This window comes from Roseovarius sp. S88 (assembly GCF_037023735.1).
In the GTDB taxonomy this organism is placed as follows: Bacteria; Pseudomonadota; Alphaproteobacteria; order Rhodobacterales; family Rhodobacteraceae; genus Roseovarius; species Roseovarius phycicola.
This window is the reverse complement of sequence record NZ_CP146069.1, coordinates 2,928,464-2,944,903: the sequence shown is the minus strand read 5'-3', so window position 1 is coordinate 2,944,903 and position 16,440 is coordinate 2,928,464. Positions and strand designations below refer to the sequence as shown.

General features: G+C 51.4%; 15 protein-coding genes and 1 tRNA gene. 8 read left to right on the top strand and 8 right to left on the bottom strand.

Annotation, left to right across the window (positions count from 1 at the left end; all coding sequences use genetic code 11):
- Positions 1–43 precede the first annotated feature (43 nt).
- The 4 genes from RZ517_RS14940 to RZ517_RS14925 all read left to right on the top strand — a co-directional run bounded on the left by RZ517_RS14940 (position 44) and on the right by RZ517_RS14925 (position 2,706).
- Positions 44–118: transfer RNA gene (locus RZ517_RS14940), tRNA-Phe, on the top strand.
- A gap of 166 nt (positions 119–284) precedes the next feature.
- Entirely contained in the window at positions 285–1,472 is a 1,188-nt protein-coding gene (locus RZ517_RS14935; RefSeq protein ID WP_338548961.1) for a tyrosine-type recombinase/integrase, read from the top strand.
- 51 nt (positions 1,473–1,523) lie between these two features.
- Entirely contained in the window at positions 1,524–2,327 is an 804-nt protein-coding gene (locus RZ517_RS14930; protein ID WP_338548960.1) for a hypothetical protein, read from the top strand.
- A gap of 7 nt (positions 2,328–2,334) precedes the next feature.
- Positions 2,335–2,706 (top strand): helix-turn-helix domain-containing protein, encoded by a 372-nt coding sequence (locus RZ517_RS14925; protein WP_338548959.1) that lies wholly within the window; start codon positions 2,335–2,337, stop codon positions 2,704–2,706.
- 548 nt (positions 2,707–3,254) lie between these two features.
- Here RZ517_RS14925 and RZ517_RS14920 read toward each other — a convergent pair.
- Entirely contained in the window at positions 3,255–4,319 is a 1,065-nt protein-coding gene (locus RZ517_RS14920) for a toprim domain-containing protein (RefSeq protein WP_338548958.1), read from the bottom strand.
- A gap of 463 nt (positions 4,320–4,782) precedes the next feature.
- Positions 4,783–6,513 carry a hypothetical protein gene (locus RZ517_RS14915; RefSeq protein WP_338548957.1) on the bottom strand — a complete coding sequence of 577 codons (1,731 nt, stop codon included), beginning with the start codon at positions 6,511–6,513 and terminating at the stop codon, positions 4,783–4,785.
- A gap of 599 nt (positions 6,514–7,112) precedes the next feature.
- On the opposite strand from RZ517_RS14915, the gene RZ517_RS14910 reads away from it, so the two are divergent.
- Both RZ517_RS14910 and RZ517_RS14905 read left to right on the top strand, forming a co-directional pair.
- The gene (locus RZ517_RS14910) at positions 7,113–8,522 is read left to right on the top strand and encodes a type IV secretory system conjugative DNA transfer family protein (protein WP_338548955.1); all 1,410 of its coding nucleotides are present in this window, start codon (positions 7,113–7,115) and stop codon (positions 8,520–8,522) included.
- 68 nt (positions 8,523–8,590) lie between these two features.
- Positions 8,591–9,457: a hypothetical protein gene (locus RZ517_RS14905; protein ID WP_338548954.1), complete on the top strand. Its 867-nt coding sequence runs from the start codon at positions 8,591–8,593 to the stop codon at positions 9,455–9,457.
- Between the two features lie 191 nt (positions 9,458–9,648).
- Here RZ517_RS14905 and RZ517_RS14900 read toward each other — a convergent pair whose 3' ends face one another.
- The 5 genes from RZ517_RS14900 to RZ517_RS14880 all read right to left on the bottom strand — a co-directional run bounded on the left by RZ517_RS14900 (position 9,649) and on the right by RZ517_RS14880 (position 13,783).
- A complete protein-coding gene (locus RZ517_RS14900) occupies positions 9,649–9,834 on the bottom strand; it encodes a hypothetical protein (RefSeq protein WP_338548953.1) in 186 nt (61 codons plus the stop codon).
- A 311-nt stretch (positions 9,835–10,145) separates the two neighbouring features.
- Complete coding sequence (locus RZ517_RS14895; protein WP_338548952.1) at positions 10,146–12,173, bottom strand: hypothetical protein; 2,028 nt, start codon at positions 12,171–12,173, stop codon at positions 10,146–10,148.
- Positions 12,173–12,598: a hypothetical protein gene (locus RZ517_RS14890; protein ID WP_338548951.1), complete on the bottom strand. Its 426-nt coding sequence runs from the start codon at positions 12,596–12,598 to the stop codon at positions 12,173–12,175. Before RZ517_RS14890 ends, RZ517_RS14895 begins: the two co-directional genes overlap by 1 nt.
- Before the next feature lie 2 nt (positions 12,599–12,600).
- Entirely contained in the window at positions 12,601–13,527 is a 927-nt protein-coding gene (locus RZ517_RS14885) for a replication-relaxation family protein (RefSeq protein ID WP_338548950.1), read from the bottom strand.
- Positions 13,528–13,597: 70 nt separating this feature from the next.
- Positions 13,598–13,783 carry a hypothetical protein gene (locus tag RZ517_RS14880; RefSeq protein ID WP_338548949.1) on the bottom strand — a complete coding sequence of 62 codons (186 nt, stop codon included), beginning with the start codon at positions 13,781–13,783 and terminating at the stop codon, positions 13,598–13,600.
- A gap of 306 nt (positions 13,784–14,089) precedes the next feature.
- Between RZ517_RS14880 and RZ517_RS14875 the strand changes: the two genes are divergently transcribed.
- The gene (locus tag RZ517_RS14875) at positions 14,090–14,935 is read left to right on the top strand and encodes a hypothetical protein (protein WP_338548948.1); all 846 of its coding nucleotides are present in this window, start codon (positions 14,090–14,092) and stop codon (positions 14,933–14,935) included.
- Positions 14,936–15,128: 193 nt separating this feature from the next.
- Here RZ517_RS14875 and RZ517_RS14870 read toward each other — a convergent pair whose 3' ends face one another.
- Entirely contained in the window at positions 15,129–15,302 is a 174-nt protein-coding gene (locus tag RZ517_RS14870; protein ID WP_338548947.1) for a hypothetical protein, read from the bottom strand.
- Positions 15,303–15,831: 529 nt separating this feature from the next.
- Here RZ517_RS14870 and RZ517_RS14865 point away from each other — a divergent pair.
- On the top strand, positions 15,832–16,371 hold the full coding sequence (locus tag RZ517_RS14865) for a recombinase family protein (RefSeq protein ID WP_338551175.1): 540 nt from the start codon (positions 15,832–15,834) through the stop codon (positions 16,369–16,371).
- Positions 16,372–16,440 lie beyond the last annotated feature (69 nt).

Below are 16,440 nucleotides of genomic sequence, written 5' to 3'. Positions count from 1 at the left end.
GGTCGCCTAGAACGCTGCGACGTAAACGCCCCGCGTTTCTCGTGCCCGGGTAGCTCAGGGGTAGAGCAGTGGATTGAAAATCCTCGTGTCGGTGGTTCGATTCCGCCCCCGGGCACCATTTAACACTCTCACTGATGAACATAGCTGCTAAAAAACGTTGATTTGTCAGCATCTTCGAGCGTACCTTATGAACATTGATGAACATGCCGAACCACCCTTTCTCACCAATTTGGGGGTAACGGCCAGGGGTATCGCCCCGACCCAGGGAGTGAAATACCCCCAAAATGCCACTGACAGACCTGAAAATACGCAAAGCTAAAGCCCGCCCAAAACCATATAAAATGAGTGATGGTGGAGGACTATTTTTGTTGGTGAAGCCAGGCGGTGGGAAGCTATGGCAGCAAAAGTATCGCTTTCTAGGCAAGGAGGGTTTGTTATCACATGGCCAGTATCCCGCTGTGTCCCTCGCTCAAGCACGGAAGAAACGCGAGGATGCTAAGGAGTTGTTGGCGGAAGGCCGCGACCCCAGTGTGCAAAAAAAGCTCGACAGGATCGCGGCAGAAACCCAAGCTCGAACAACCTTCAAACTTATTGCTGAAGAGCATCTGGCTAACATGGAGGATCGCCGGTTGGCACCAACTACGCTGACCAAAAATAATTGGCTGCTCATGAGACTGGCAGAACCGCTCCACAAACGTCCGATTAGTGAAATTTCGTCAGCCGAGGTTTTGCACCTTTTGCAACAGGTAGAAAGGAGTGGACGTCGAGAGACAGCAATACGTCTGCGCAGTATTTTGTCGGGTGTATTTCGATTGGCGATCGTGACTTTGCGTGCTGAGAGTGACCCAACAGAACCGCTGAAAGGTGCCTTGCGCCCGCCCAAAGTCGTCAACCGCCCAGCCATCACCGATGAGAATGCCTTTGGTGCGCTACTCCGAGACATAGAAGAATTTCCCGGCTACTACGTCACCATTGCCGCGTTGAAATTCCAAATCTTGACCATGGTACGACCCGGCGAAGTTCGCGGTGCGACCAAACACGAGATTGATCGAGTGGAACGCAAGTGGACGATTTCACAGGATCGCATGAAGATGCGTCGAGAACATGTCGTACCACTCTCTGATCAGGCGTTTGAAATTGTAGTTGCACTTTGGCCAGAAGTCGAAGGTGTTGAACTGCTGTTTCCGTCCGTAATGTCAAACCGCCGCCAGCTATCCAACAACACGCTCAACTCAGCACTGCGACGGATGGGCTACCAAAAGGACGAGGTGACGGCACATGGGTTTCGTGCCACCGCCAGCACAATTCTCAACAGTCGCGGCTTCGACCCTGAAGTAATTGAAGCGGCACTGGCCCACCAGGACAAAAATGAAATCCGACGGACATACAATCGAGCCACCTACTTTGATCAGCGAGTGGAGCTGATGCAAACATGGGCCGACTTGGTGGATGAGTTTCGGTCAGGGTCATAAACGCTGGTCTTCGTTACCTCGACCTCCTGTTCGACATGATACAATTTAGCAATGAATTTCTCACCCGGTCACACCGGTGCGCACCCGGTCGAACCAAAGCAAACCGGTGCGCACTCGTTTGAACAAGAATGGTTGAGCGTCAATCAAGCCGTAGCCTATTGCGCTGAGCTTGGATTGGCGCGCACTCCAAAGACAGTACGGAAGTGGGCCGAGCGCTCATCCAGTTTGCCCGACGGCGATGTTGTCTCTCGCAAGCAAGATACGATGTGGGGTTATCGATGGCAGATTGAAAAGGCTTCCCTCACCCGTAAGGTTGAAGAAGAACTTGAGCTAAGAAGTACGACCGAAACCGAACCGGTGCGCACCGGTGCGCCCGAAGTCTCTGCGACAGAAAACGAGAAAACCTTAGCGGACAATGCGCGCCTTCCATCAGATGCGCCTGAACCCGCGTGCACTGGTTCGGAGCAGTTCGCGCCTGTTCAGCCAGTGGACAGCGCGGAAAATCAGCACGAACCTAGTGCGCACCAGTTCGAACCGGTGACGACCCGTTCGGAAACCGAAAGGGTGCTGGAAGAGGTGCGTGAGCGACTTGAGGACAAAGACAAAGAGATCGCGTTTCTTCGAGGACAACTTGCCGATGCGCAAGCTGAAATCGGACGGCGGGCCTCGTCAACCGATGAAGCTTTGAAAACAATTGACCGTGTTGTGCGGAGCTTCGAATTGCAAGCTGAAGCCAATCGCGCGGCTGTGCTTGAAGCAGGAAAGAAGACAGAGGAGCGTCCGCAAGAGACGACCGTGGTGGCAACCGAGATATCCGACAATCCACACGGTCATCAGGACATTCGTAGGGTATAATTCTGGCATGGACGAAACGCGACAGCATGCCACTTCACGCGACTTCAAAGGCGCGTTCATCCCCAAGGAAATCTGGTGCAACCCAGAGCTCAATGGAGATGAGAAATTGATGTGGGGTGAAATCTACTCACTCGACAATGACTTTGGATGCATCGCGTCGAACGAGCATTTCATGGAAATGTTCGGTTTTAACAACGACCGGAAAGCTCAGCGCCTGATTAAAAGTTTGAAAGACAAAGGGTACATCACCGTCGAGCATGACAAGCGAAACGACAGCCGTGTGATACATGTCGTTGGTAAGTTCCGACACCTCGACAAACGGCACATGAGTGACCTGGAGGCAATGCGCGATGAGCTGCTTGGCAAGTTCAAAATGTGATCTGAGGGCCAGGTACTTGCTGGGCCTTTTTGATTGTGTCGGAAGCTTCCGACAATTTTGTCGGGAGCTCCCGACAAGACTGTCGTTACCTGACGACAGATTTGTCGTTTCTACATATTAGTTAACATATTAGAACCCAGTCGTAGATCGCACTTTTTTTAGTTTTTTAAATAAAAGACAGAGTGTTACGGCTTACCAATCGGGCTTTATCGATGGGTTAAATCGCTCAAGTTTCAACTAAGAAGTTGTCTTGACAACACCGCACAAGCATTGCGGCGCCCGCGTGCAAGTGCCCGCGCGGAGTGTACGTTGCTAGGCAACGATATTGGTTCCGCATACCGTCCGGGCTTGCGCCCGACTTGATTGCATTTTTTTCGGATACCCAAAACAACAGCGCTCGATCGGGCAACGCCCGTCCTTCACGCCAATGCAATCAAGTCGGGCGCAACGCTTCACGACCTGGCCAAACAAAAGCCCCCAACCCTGAAACAGGGAAGGGGGCTTTGGCCAGGTCGCCCGACGGTATGCGGAAACCGGTTCGATACCCGCTACCAAACCGCTCTGGCTTGCTCCATCAATGTCTCTCGTTCGGCTTCATCGGGATCGCAGCCAACTGGCAGCGATCCCAGCCGAACAAAGACGGCTCGCGCCAGGGCTGGTACAACCCGTTCGGCTGCCGCTTGGCCCTCGTCGTCCTCGTCAAACAAGACGGTGACGCGTCTCACGCCCAGCTCACCAAGCAACGATACCTGTTCCTCGGAAACCGCCGTGCCGATACAGGCGACGGCTGGTATGCCGAGGGTGTGCAGGTGGATGGCGTCAAAGAACCCCTCAACCAGTACCACATGCAACGAGCCCCAGACCCGGTGCGCGTTAAAGAGCACGCGCCGCTTCTCGAACCCAGGTGGCATGAGCCACTTGGGCTGATTGGGGTCATCGCCCAGGTATCGCCCGGCATAGCCGATAAGCTCACCGGCCAGGTTATGGATCGGGACGCAACAGCGTCCCGCCATCATGCTGCGACTGGCTGGATCGCAAACCCCTACGCCAAACGCCGCGACGGTCTGTGCGCCCAGCCGATCAATCGCGTACGGGTGCTCCTGATCTAAAGTCAAAGCAAAACGCAGCGGCGGGTTACCTGTCTCGGCATCAGATGCGTCATCAGGCTGGCGAGAAGGTGCTTTTCCGGCGTTTTTATCGGCACTACGAGGATTTCCCCGGTTTTGGCCTTTTTTGCCCGCCTGCGCCTTCTCAGAGCCTTTGGCGGTCTTCTTGGACTTGCTCTTGGATTTGCCAGATCGCGCCGGTGCCAGACTACAGCCTGACACTTCTGCCACCAGTTCCGCTGCTGAGCGCAGATCACAGCCCTCTACATGGGCTGCGAAATCAATAATCGATCCACTGTTCTTGCAGCCGAAGCAGTACCAGGTGTTGCGCTTGGTGTCGCCGATGGCCTCAAGGGCAATCGACAAAGACGGATTGGTGTCATCGTGCAGCTGGCACAGACAACGTAGCTGTGTGCCGCTTTTTTGATAATCAATGCCGAAGTGGCTGAGTATTTTTTCAAAATCACCATGCTCATTCACATGGTCAAACTTGATCAGTTTGCCCATCAGAAACCTCCTTGTTCTGTGTGTGGTTGATCTGAGAGCAATGGTACGTGAGAGAGGGGAGGGCGGAAGCTGACAGAACGTTATATTTGTGCTAGAATGTTTATGTAAAAACAAATACCTATGAGCTTATCACTTACATTCAGAGACACGCACGCAGCGATTAAGAACCTTGAAGCAAAAGGGGCAAGCAAGGATTTGGCTGAGGAGATTGTTGCAACCATGCAGGCAGCGCATTTGGCCAGTGATCCGGCGACCCAGAAAAACATTTCTGACCTACGAGCAGAAATGTACCGGGCGTTTGTGATCCATGGGTTCACAACTGTTACTGCTGTGATCGGGTCAGCGATCGCGCTTGCCGCATTTCTCAGTTGATTTGTGCGAACGAGGACAATTCAGGTCAAACTGAGAAACGGTACTGCAATCCTAGTAAGGAGGAATTGCAGAAACCGCTCAAAGTTCGAAACTACTTTTCGGCTAGTACGTCACAACTGTATCCCAAGAATTCTCTTTGGGACGGTAACAAGGGTACAGCGGGTTTTCTCACAAATGAAAAAGGAGCGAAATTCTTTAGTCGGAGCCTCGTTTTTTGATCCGGCAATTCTATTTTGTCCGGGACGACTGTGAAGTTTATCCGCCTGAGAACCAAGTTAATTATGACTTTCACGGCTTCCCAAACTAGTCGGCTGATACCCTTGACAACCTCGTTGAATGGGAATGGCAAATTGGTTTCAAGCTCCAATCGGCCCCTTAGTTGTGCATTGAACTTGATGCCTGAAGATTTTTTCAGACCGATTTTTATGCCAGGACGCCCTTTAAGGGCTAAAGCCAGCCTTCCACATTTCCAATCCCAGCTACAATCATAAAACTTTTTGAAGCAGGCTTCGAGCGCCCCTCCTACATCAATATCAATGTCGCCTTTCACATCCGTACCATCGATGTCGATGTTCGGGTTGGCAAATCTCGTCCAATAGCATGCTCTACCTCTGACCACGCCAGCAGAGAGCCATTTGGTACACTTTTGCGCTTCATCAGGCGGCATTGAGCTATCGATCGCAACATCTAAAAGATACTCATTCACGCCGACCCCGACGCCAGACGCTACTTGTTTGACTTCAGTTGCTTCGCGATCGTCAGCGACTGCATCGGATAACTCTTTTTCTAGAAGCGACGTTTCCAGCTTTGTGATGAACCCTGACGATTTCGTTAGCATTTTGGAGAGTTCCTTGTCTGGGCGCGGAACAAGTTCTTCGATGTTCTTGTCTACGGAGTAGTTTGAATAAAGCAACTCACCGACACCTCCTGCAGCTTCGATGTCCTCGTCAAGTGCCTGGTAATACGTGGATAAACCGGTAGCAATTTCGCTTCTTGCGTCCTCCATCAGCGCTTCTCTGTTTACTCCGGCACCAAACGAAAGAATATCGTTAGAGACATCTAACATCCTGGGAATTGCTGCTTCCGATCCGATTTCGAAAGTTGGAAGTTTAACGTTGGCTACGACTTTTGGAGCAAACCGGGCGGCAACGATGTTGATCAGGATAATGAAGAGGTCGATGAATTTCTGATCTCCGGCCGCCTCTTTCAGCGCGATATCTTTAACAGCCATTTGCTCCAACGCATTTGCTATCTTCAAACGCATTTCCTGTTCAAACTTTATCTTGGTTAGCCTTACGCTTAGAGCGTAGAAATTTTCGTTTGAACCTGTGTTTTGCTCTTTCGGAACCTCGATCAGAGACGCTTGTCCCGTCGCCGCGATTTTTACTTGAAATGAAAACTCGTGAGGTTTGCCACCTTTCAAATCCGGCCATGTTAGCTTTAACGAAACTCTCTTGGCTAAGACACGAATACTGTCGTCATCACTGTTGGTAAACAACTGCGTATCTAATTCGCGGGCTTCTTCCAGATCAACCCAGCCACTTTCTCCGTCCCATATAGCATCTCGCTCTTTGCTGTGATCCGTGAACGGTAACAAATCACAGTTAAAAGGTTCTTCAACTCTCATTAGGAGAGTAAACTTTCTATTATTTCCGTTGTAGGTGAAGGTTCTCTCGGCCTTGTAGGTGTAGAGTGACTTGTCATATTCGTGGTGCTTGTCAAAAAAATTGTTCAATGCAGCTTCTGTAATAGAAAAAATTGCATCAGTTCCGATATTGCTACCTTCAGCTAAGATATTTGACCAATGCGATGTGAAAGACATCATCCCCTCCTTAAAATAGTAACTTTGGTGGGAGTATACTGCGGTATATTCTCGCTAAAATTAAGTAAATTTTCAAGTTACCTAGTTAACGATGACCTTTGCGGGAGGCGTTAAAGCAGTGATTAGCTTCTTTACGTGAGCATTTGATTTCTTCAGGGAAAACTTGCCCGGCGCTCCAGTCGCAAATCGAATTGTGTACCGAAGCATCTTGGCAAAAGAACTGAATACGGTTCATTCGAAGTGGACTGCAGAAGCAATTTTGCTCGGTTGTGCCGACCCTTGTTCAACTCAATAGAAAATTGAGAAGGACAAATCACAGTCGCTATTGGTGTGATTTTTTGTATAATGTCGGTGCTTAATCGTCCTTTGAAATCGCTAGCTCGATCCGTGACCTATACGCGAGAACGGAAACCGACTGCCGAAAGACTGACCACCGGAAGAAGTATGCGGGCTGAATGCAAACGCTGAACCTCTTGTGATCTCTTTTTCATCGCAGCCGCAGCGTAGCGGGTCAGTGGTGTGCGTGGCATGATCCACCCCCACATCGATCCGTCGTTTCCGTAGGCGGGGCGATTGGGTGGGGCTGGTGATCTTAGTGTATGAGTTTAGAACAGCATTTCCTCGGCCAAGACCGCACATACGAAAAACCACTGCTACTCGATCAACACCATCGATACGGGCATACTTGGGTGATTGGGCAAACCGGCACTGGCAAAAGCTCCTGGGCCCGCCAGAGCTTCATGCAAGATGTGATGGCGGGCAGGGGAGCGTGCTACTTCGACTTTCATGGAGAGGATGCGCCTTGGCTTTTGGATCGCATCCCCAAACACCGCATCGAAGACGTGGTGTACTTCAACCCGCTCGATCCCAATTTCGCCCTGGGATATAACCCGTTTGATGGCGTCGCACCTGAACATTTCGCCAGCCACACTGATGAAATCGTCGGTGCGCTAAGGCACATCTTTGCGACAAGCTGGGGCGCACGCATGGACGATATTCTGATGAACACCGTCCGCGCATTGTTTGATCTGCCGCCGCAATCAAAGAGTACGCTCATTGGTGCGGTGCGGATGCTCAATGACCCACTCTATCGCAGCTTTGTGGTCAATCGATGTACTGAGCAGACAGTCAAAGATTTTTGGTTTTCAGAGTTTGCCGGGTGGAGCAAGAATGACCGCGCGCATAACGTAAATTCGTCACTCAATAAAATTCGGCGTTTTCAGGCCTCACCGGTGATGCGGCATACACTGGGGCAACCAAAGTCAGGACTCGACATTGGTGCTGCCATCGCTAAGCAGTGCCTGGTCATTCTCAACTTCAACAAGTGGCGCATCGGAGCCAAGAACGCCGATATCTTAGCCTCGCTGATCCTGTCCCGGATCATTTATGAGGCCACGCACCGCGATGTGCCAACCAAGGATGGCAAGCCAGTGGCTGACCTCATGCCAGGTTTCCATGTTGTGGTGGATGAATTCCAATCAGTATCTTCCTTAGCTATGGTCGAGGCGTTGTCGGGCATCCGCAAAAGCCGGGTCTCGTTTACCCTTTGCCATCAGCATACCGATCAAATCTCTCCGGCTGTTCTTGCCGCAATGAAAGGCAACATTGGCACCAAAGTGGTGTTTCGATTGGGCGGTGATGACGCGCACAAACTGCACAAGGCCATCGAAGTGGTCAATGCCAAGGAGCTGGCCACCCAGCTCGATCGATCCTTTCTGCTGCAATTCAAAACGGGCCATTCAATGTCGACCAAACGTGCTCGCAGTGTCCTTGCGCCATACGAGGTGCAAGGCCATGCTGCCAAGATCATCAATTGGACAAATGCCACCTATGCCCGTCCGGTAGAGGAGGTGACCGAGCAATATCAGCGCTGGATCAGCAACCGTGATCCTGCCTCGGCAAAAACCAATAGTTCATATAATTCGGTCAAAAAGAAAAAGAGTGGCAGTATGCGCCCCTTGGGTGCGATCATGCGCGAGCGGTATGGGGCAGGGGAGCAATCCCCATAACCTCATCTGGGCCGTTCAGTGGTCGGTATACTGAAACTATGATTGCCCCGGCGACAACCAGCTCACGTGTGTTGTTCAGAAACCTTGATGACGAGCTTTTGCTCGACTGCCATCTCTTGGGCAAGCCTACTGCCGAACAACTTCTGCGTCTGCACCGCGATCACGTCACGACCATTCAGCAAATGCGCAGCACGTTGCGGCGGCTCTCAAGCGGCCCTGATCGTTTTCTGCAACGTTTGAAGCCGATGGATATAGAGCAGCCTATCCGAGCATTGCCGTATGTTCACCTCGATACACGCCTATCACGCCGTCATGTCGAGAAGGTCTTTGGGGTGCCATACCGCCGAGTGCCGCCCGTACCATCCCGTGACTGGCGGTTTCTGCGCCATGACGTGGAGATGGTCCATGAGCTTATCACCTACCAACTGACCGCCCAGAAACTCGGTATCCCATTTGGCTATCAACCGCACTTTGATGCCGATGGTCTACGAGTTTACCCGAAGGTTGAGATCGCCTGGGACACTCTCACCCATTCGCTGCGCCCCGAACCTGACCGGACGCTGATCATCGGCGACTATCACATCATCCATGAGAAAGATTTAGGCCAGGAAACGATTGAGTGCGGCAATATCATTCGCGATGCCACCGTAGGCCGAAAGCACCTTGTCTATGACGCACTCTTGCGCTCTGGCGCGCTTGATCACCTGGGTTGGCAGAAGAAGATCATCGTCTATTCGATTGATAGCTTGCGCGGCACGCAAAAAGCCTCGCGCAAGCGGGTGAAGCGATGCCTTGAGACGATCCCAGCGCAAGTCGATCACACAAAGATTTTCTTCACCGACCGGCAATCATTCATGGCGGCAGGCGATGATATGTCTGCGCTCGAATTTGTGCGCGGTGATGGGCGGGTTATGCCATTGCCATGCTGGCAATGACGTCTGGTTTTTGAAGCGAAAATCGTACCGGATTTCGAACCGATCTGATGATCGGTAGTTACTCAGCAATATCAATAGACAAGGCATGGTTTTCCAGTCCGAAATACAATGCCTTTGCAACATTATTCCCCACCCACCACCCGTTCCAACGCTATCGCTGTTTGCTAAAGACCTATCCGCTCTACTTCTCGTTACTTTTCACCCCACTTCTTTTCCCAAGGCGATTTACCCTTTTTGGGCTTGTGGTGCAGATCGATACCGGTCAGATCCTTTACTCCATATAGGCCAACCAGTAGCAACTCTTTGCCGACACCAACGAAAACGTCACTAGAGTTATATTTGGATTTGGGTTTTTGCCCTTTCTTGGGTTTTGTCATTACGCACTCCCTCTCTGGTTTCCAATCTCGAAAATTGGTCAACTGTTTTTGGATGATCCGCTGCCGGATGCGGCCCCGATCAGCAAAGCCGCAACCCCCAGTACCAATCCCGCAGTCGCCACTTTCCGAAGAGTTCCCGAGGACTGCGTTTCACTTGTGACCGCAATGGGTAGGCTTCGATTTGAAGTCGTTAAAATTTCATGGTCTTCTACCCAATGCTCTTCCACCTGGGTCACTACATAACGTCGAGGCATGTCTTTCTCCTTTGCTATTGACGTTGAAATTGAGTGTTTTCAAACTCTGATCGGTGATCAGATTATTTCGACTTCTGGTGGGTCTTCCGACGTACCTCCTCTTGGGTTTGGTCCGTTGGTATCCGGCCTATCAGGTGCTGGTTCTGGATCAGTCGGATGAGGATCGTTGTCAGGGGACGCGTCGGGAGATGCCTTAGATGTCGAGCCGTAGCGATCTTCCATGAGCACCTGAAGCTCGGTTTTGCTCTTCCGACGATCAAACCCTTTGAGCGCATCTGGATTGCCACGGATTGGAGTGAAACCGCGTTTGCGGCTGTACATCCCAAAGGTGAATTGAGGCAGGGCCAAAATGTCCTCGGGCTTGATCTGCATGCTTCCCGCAAACTTGGCCGCGTCTTCTCGGAACGATGTCCAGATTATCTTAGTTGCCGTATTAACCATGAGTGGGTCTGAAATGCTGGCCCCACCCTTGATGCTGCGCGCTTGACTGAGCGACTGGTGCGCCGCAAGCAATCCGATGTTGGCTTTCCGGGCTTGCTCCAGCATGTCAGAGATGGATTTATCGAAGTATTCGTGCGCTTCATCGACGATAAGATACACGGGGCGCATCGACCTGCCGTTCTGGAACCGCAAGTGTGATGCGCGCAGGATCATCGCGATGAAGAGCCGCCCAAAGAAGGCCGAGGCTGCATCATCGAGCATCGGTTTATTGGTGTCGATGATGATAAGCTTTTGCTTTTCCAGCTCTTGGAACATGTCGATCTTGTTCTCGGTCGCTGAAAATAAGCGGCGGAACGTTGGGTTCAGCAATAGACCGTCGAGTTTGCGCCGGATCGCTTCACGCGTGCGCTTGTATTCGTTCGACGGATAGTCGACCCGGAAAAACCGCTGCAAATTGGTGTCTAGTTCGGCGATTGCATCGGCATGTTCTTCGTGCCCGCCATCAGCCAATATGCTCATGAACGTGTTGATGTTGCCGCCAGGAATGCTGATCACTAGTTGGATAACATACTGAAAAATCGTGCGCTGCGGGTTGGTGAATTCCGCGCCCATCATACCTTCCATAATGAAACTCAGCAGGCCAACGGTCTTGTTAATCAGTGTCTCGCCAGCAGTGCCTTGTGCCTTCATTGCCTCATAGCCGACATCGAAAAGGTTGAGGGCGAGATTGAATTTGGGCGTCACATAGGTGACGTCAGGCAGATCGAGAGAGGCCAGTTTCTCAGTCAACTGGGTCTGGCTGTCGATCACGACCACGCAGCAGTCTTCTTCTGATTTCAGATCGTGGGCTATGACGTTCTCTATCAGATTTGTCTTGCCTGACCCGGAACTGCCCAAGACATAGGCGTGATACATCCTATCCTCGATACTAATCCATTCCTTCACGTCCCGTAGGTCGAGTAGCGGCGTGTCCTTGAGATATCGCCAAGCATAATCATCGTGCTTGCAGGACGTCGGCATGACCTCGTTTTCGGCGGAGTAATTCGCATTCAACTGTTCCACTAAGGGTGCAAACAGCGCGTCATCATTGATGAAACGTAAGATCAGCTGTTCAATTTCTTTTCGTGTGCGTTGCCGTTCACAGCAAAACGACTGTCCGTCCGCATCGTCGGGCTGATAATCGGACAAGGCCCATATCAAATGACTTTTAAATTCTGCAAAGCGATCTGGTTGTGCGCTTTTAATGAAGCGCTCAAGTTCGTTTTGGAAACGTGCAACCTTGATGGGGTCGTCTGACACTGGTGGTACGACAGGTGGTTGCAGGCCTTCTTGTTTGAAGAGTTCTTTGGCAATTCGGTGTAAAGTGCCATCGGTAACCGAAGCATCAAGCAGCGCAGTTTCGAGGTCTGACCAGGAAGGGGATAGAGCCTTGGCCTGTTTCAGCAGAGCGTAGGTACGCTTTGTTGCTCCAATCCGGCGCTTCTCTGGGAGGTGGACATTCGCGATGTAGTACAAAACACCTGCGCCCGTCAGGCCGAGGGGTACGATCACCATACCGACAAGGAAGGTGACCATACCTACGACACCAAGCAGGATCGTGAAGCCGGTGAAGCCTCCGAGCATTTCAGCGATGTCGTCGACCATCAGAGTTCAAAACTTGCGGTTTCTGTTTCGAGTTCAGCGTTGCCCTCAATCCAGCCTTTGAGGTTCACCAACCCTTCTTTGAGCTGTGCCTCATACTCGCGAGCTTCTATTGGACGTCCGAGGAAAAATACGTCCTCACCTTTCATCAGCTTGGTCACCGTGAGATTGGTGTCCATGCTGTCGAAGCCACTCACACATGCTTTGAAAAGAGCGCTCCCGATGCCTCGGTTTTCGCGCTTTTCGATCTGCGATTGCGATAGGTCCGAGGAGTAGCCTCGCTCCAACACTATGTCGCCCTCAAGATGGCGCTCGCGGATGATGGCCAGCTCTTCAGTAGAAAAGGCGACGTTTACCGAGACGCCATGATGCGTTGTCTTACGGATCAGGCCAGTGGTTTTCTGGACGTGTTTGATATCCACTTTCATGCTTATTTTCCTTTGATTAGAGAGTAGTTGGTTGGGTCTGCATGATCCCTCGACAACCAGCCATCATGCAGCACGTTTCGGCGTACGCGATCGAGGGTGCTGAAACGGAAGTATTTGTGAAATTTTGGGGATAGAGCCGCTGTTGCGGCTGAGCGCATACTGTCAATACGTCGAGCGCTCGTTGTAACAGTCAAAAGATGAAATCCCGAGAAGCGCCCTAACCTGGGGTGCCGATCCGCAATCCGTCCGCTGGCCAAATACCGATCGTATTGTGCGAGCTTGTCTATGTAGGTGGCGACGTCGCCGTCGTCCTGTTCTGTGGTTAGGCGCGTTGTGCCTCGGTCTATCTCGATTAAGAACAGAGCAATCTTGCCACTTTCAATGTGACGCAATGCGAAGCCCGCATCCGGTACGATCTTGTCGGATGGCTTGGAGCCTTCGGCCACAAAATCCGTGGTTTCATTTCGCCACCGGCGACCGAACCGCTCACGGCGAAACTCGACCAGAGTATCAATGAGATCGTACTCTGACAGTTTTTGACAGTCCCTTTCTACACAGGCCAAAACATCCAAAGTGTCCAGCCGGTGAAACATGATTGGTGACCAACGGGTTGAAATGTTTGCCTGGCGAAACGAGCCGATTTCAAAGCCTTGTGCTTCTCGCTCTTCAGCAAGCAAAGCGTGACCATGTTTTTTCAGGAAGTATACTTTTGGCGTCTTCCCGTAACCGCGAATGCCCACATTTCCGAAGTGCCTAAGCAATCTGCCGCGCTCAAGGCGCAACAACATTTCCGATGACGACTTTAGATTGACATCGCAAATCGTCGCGACCTGACGGACGCCAAGATAGCGGTAGCGATGGATCGCATCCAGCGCAGCAAGCGAGCGAAAGCAAAGGGATACCTTTGCCTGGCCTGGCGATTGAGGCATTGGGCTAAACTTTCAAATTGGGGAAAACAGGGCAGCGTTGCGCTGCCCTGTCGTTGGTGTGGGCTAGACGTCAGTCGTCGTCATGAACACCTTCGCGTCCATCTTGGATGCCACCTTTCTCGGCATCGCTGCGAGAAATCATGCCACCAGAGAGCGTTTCGACGAGTGCTTCGCCCGCATCGCGAAATGGTGCTCCTCCTGGCCCGTCTTTGGTACCTTGAGCAACTCCGCTCCAATAGTCTTTGTCTTTGGACATTGTGGGTCTCCTTCATTGACCCTGCGCCTTTCGAGTACTTCACCATAAAAATTTGGGCTGACAAGTATCGCCAACGCTAACCCAATGGTACTTTGACCCGTGGAGTACAGCGGCGCAGATTGGTTAATGGCTGTGCCGAACTCCAGCTCGGGGACGATCACCATATCGCCCCGGGCTTTCTTAATTCTCGTCAAAAACCTGTTCAGAAAAAGAGCACTTTTGTTCTTGGTGTTGAGCAAAGTTCAAGTTGATCAATTGAACAAAATGAACAATCTTACACATACTTAAGCATAAAGAGCGTTGGCGATGTGTATTCCAGACGAAGTACCGGAGGAGATTAAGGAAGGTGGAGTGGGTGCAGTTGTTGGCTTCATGCTCCAGAAAGGTTTTTCAAAGAAAGAACATGGGCAGCCCGCTGGGCCCTGGGAACAGAGCCAATACCGCACGGAAAGCTCAACTTGCTTCGATGTTTCCTACAATACATTTCTGAAAATTCTAAAAAACCAAGTAGTATCAGAACGTTCCGTTAGAAATGTTGCAACTAGCCTAACAAAATCACTGCCAGAAGGTCATACTATCAGAGAGAAGTGGATTGAATGCGCAGTCAATCAGCCACAAGTAAAAAAAACCAGTCCGATTGTCACAAGTACAGCGAGGCCTTCGAGGAAGGCAAATGAACTTATGAGCCTGGATGGAGTTTGGGTTTACATTCTACGACGACACAATGCCGGAAAGTTTCTGTTGGCGAATTCTGCTGACTACATTGTCGGTGTTTTTCAATGCCAGAACTGTTCAATTTATACAGCCTACAATTACGGATACCTAGCAGAACAGGAACGAATTGTTCGGTATAGAAACTGGTCTGCGACTGATTGTGGTGTTGGACTGAGATCAGTCTTCATTCCATTTCGAAATGAGTATTACAACACCGCGACAAAGGAAGCTGGTGTCTCTGGCATCATTTACGCGAAGTACGATGGGCTTCAGACTGTAAAAACCGGGAGAATGGCCATCAAGGGCTACTACTACGATACCAATACCGGGTTAGTTGAGGATGGTGGAGAATTTTATGCTGAACAGTACAGCCAGTCAGTAGACAGTACCGTCGAGGTAACCGCAGAGATAGCACGTGCTCTTTCGGAGGCTTTCTAGCTCATCGTAACCGGCGCGAGGACTGAAAGCCGTTGCCGACACACCATGACAGAACCTACGTGCCAAGAACTGTCGTTTTCGACGCGAACTGACTTTTCAACCCTAGCGCGGAAATGCTCCGCCCAGGATTGCGCGAACGGCAACCTTGGCTTCGCATCTCGAAGGGGCGGAATGGTTCCGCCCCCTGACGCCTTCAAAGGTCTTTCTCGGTCTTAACTTGATCTTTCAAGCTACGCATTTCGTCGCGCATGGCCTGCATCTCATCCCGCATTCTGCGGGTTTCAAGATACAGCACCCCCGTAACACCGAGTGCTGCGAGTGCTGCAATCATTTCGAACAGGTCCGTTAGTGGTGCTAGCTCGGACATTGGCTGCCTCCTGCATGAGTGCCGGAGGCTCCGAACCAGAATTTATTTCAAACATGGCTTACCTCTCGGCAGGTCATGTCCAGCTTTAGTGATGAGGTTAGAACTACCCTCTGTGTCCTTCACACCGGTCAGCGCCCATTACTGATCCGCGCCACACACGATGCCGTCGCCTTTCCATAGATTGATCATTGTTCCGGCATCATGATCACTTGGCCCCTTCTCTCCTGTTTGATGCGGCGTTCGGGCCCATACCAGTTTAGATGATGAATTTTGTTGAACTTACAAGTGCGGTGCGTGAGAATTCTTGCTCGCAAGCTATCCCACGCTGTTACGCCCTTGAGCGACGAACTGGGCATAAAGGCTCGTGATTGCCTGCGCCACTTCAAGGTGTGTAATCCGGATGCCGGATAGCCAAAAAGGGTCGTTTATGGAACAACAAGGACGCCTTCCGAACTGGAAGGGGCAATTTGTTCCACAAACCCGTTCCAAAACATTCGAGTTTTGGAACCGTTTTTGGTACACTGAGGGCATGATTTTTGGCTATGCACGAGTTTCCACCGGCGAGCAGCTGCTTGATGCGCAACTTGACGCACTGCATGAAGCTGGCGCGGAAAAAGTTTTCCAGGAGAAGAAAACGGGAAAGAGTAGGGAAAGGGTAGAGCTCGGCAAATTGCTTGAACAGCTAAGGCCGGAAGACGTGGTTATTGTCACCAAGTATGATCGTCTTGCTAGGTCACTGCGTGACTTGATTGAGATCGTGGACCAAATCCGAGAGAAGGGCGCGGGCTTCCGGAGTCTCGGAGAAGACATCGACACGACTACTCCAGCAGGTCGCCTGGTATTCCATGTGTTTGGATCGATTGCAGAGTTTGAGCGTGAGCGGATTGTCGAACGCACCAAGGAAGGTCTAGCCGCCGCCCGTAAGCGCGGCCGCATAGGTGGACGGCGACCAGCCCTAAGCGCGGAACAGAAGGAAGCAGTGAAAAGGATGCGTGACGAGGAGAAGCGATCACTGTCCGAGATTGCCCGACTCTTCAATGTCAGCAAGCAGACGATTTCTCGCGCTTGACTGGCGGATTTTAGGTGCGACAACTGCTGCAACCCAAAGAAGCAGATGCTAGTTGCCTGGCAGTGGCAT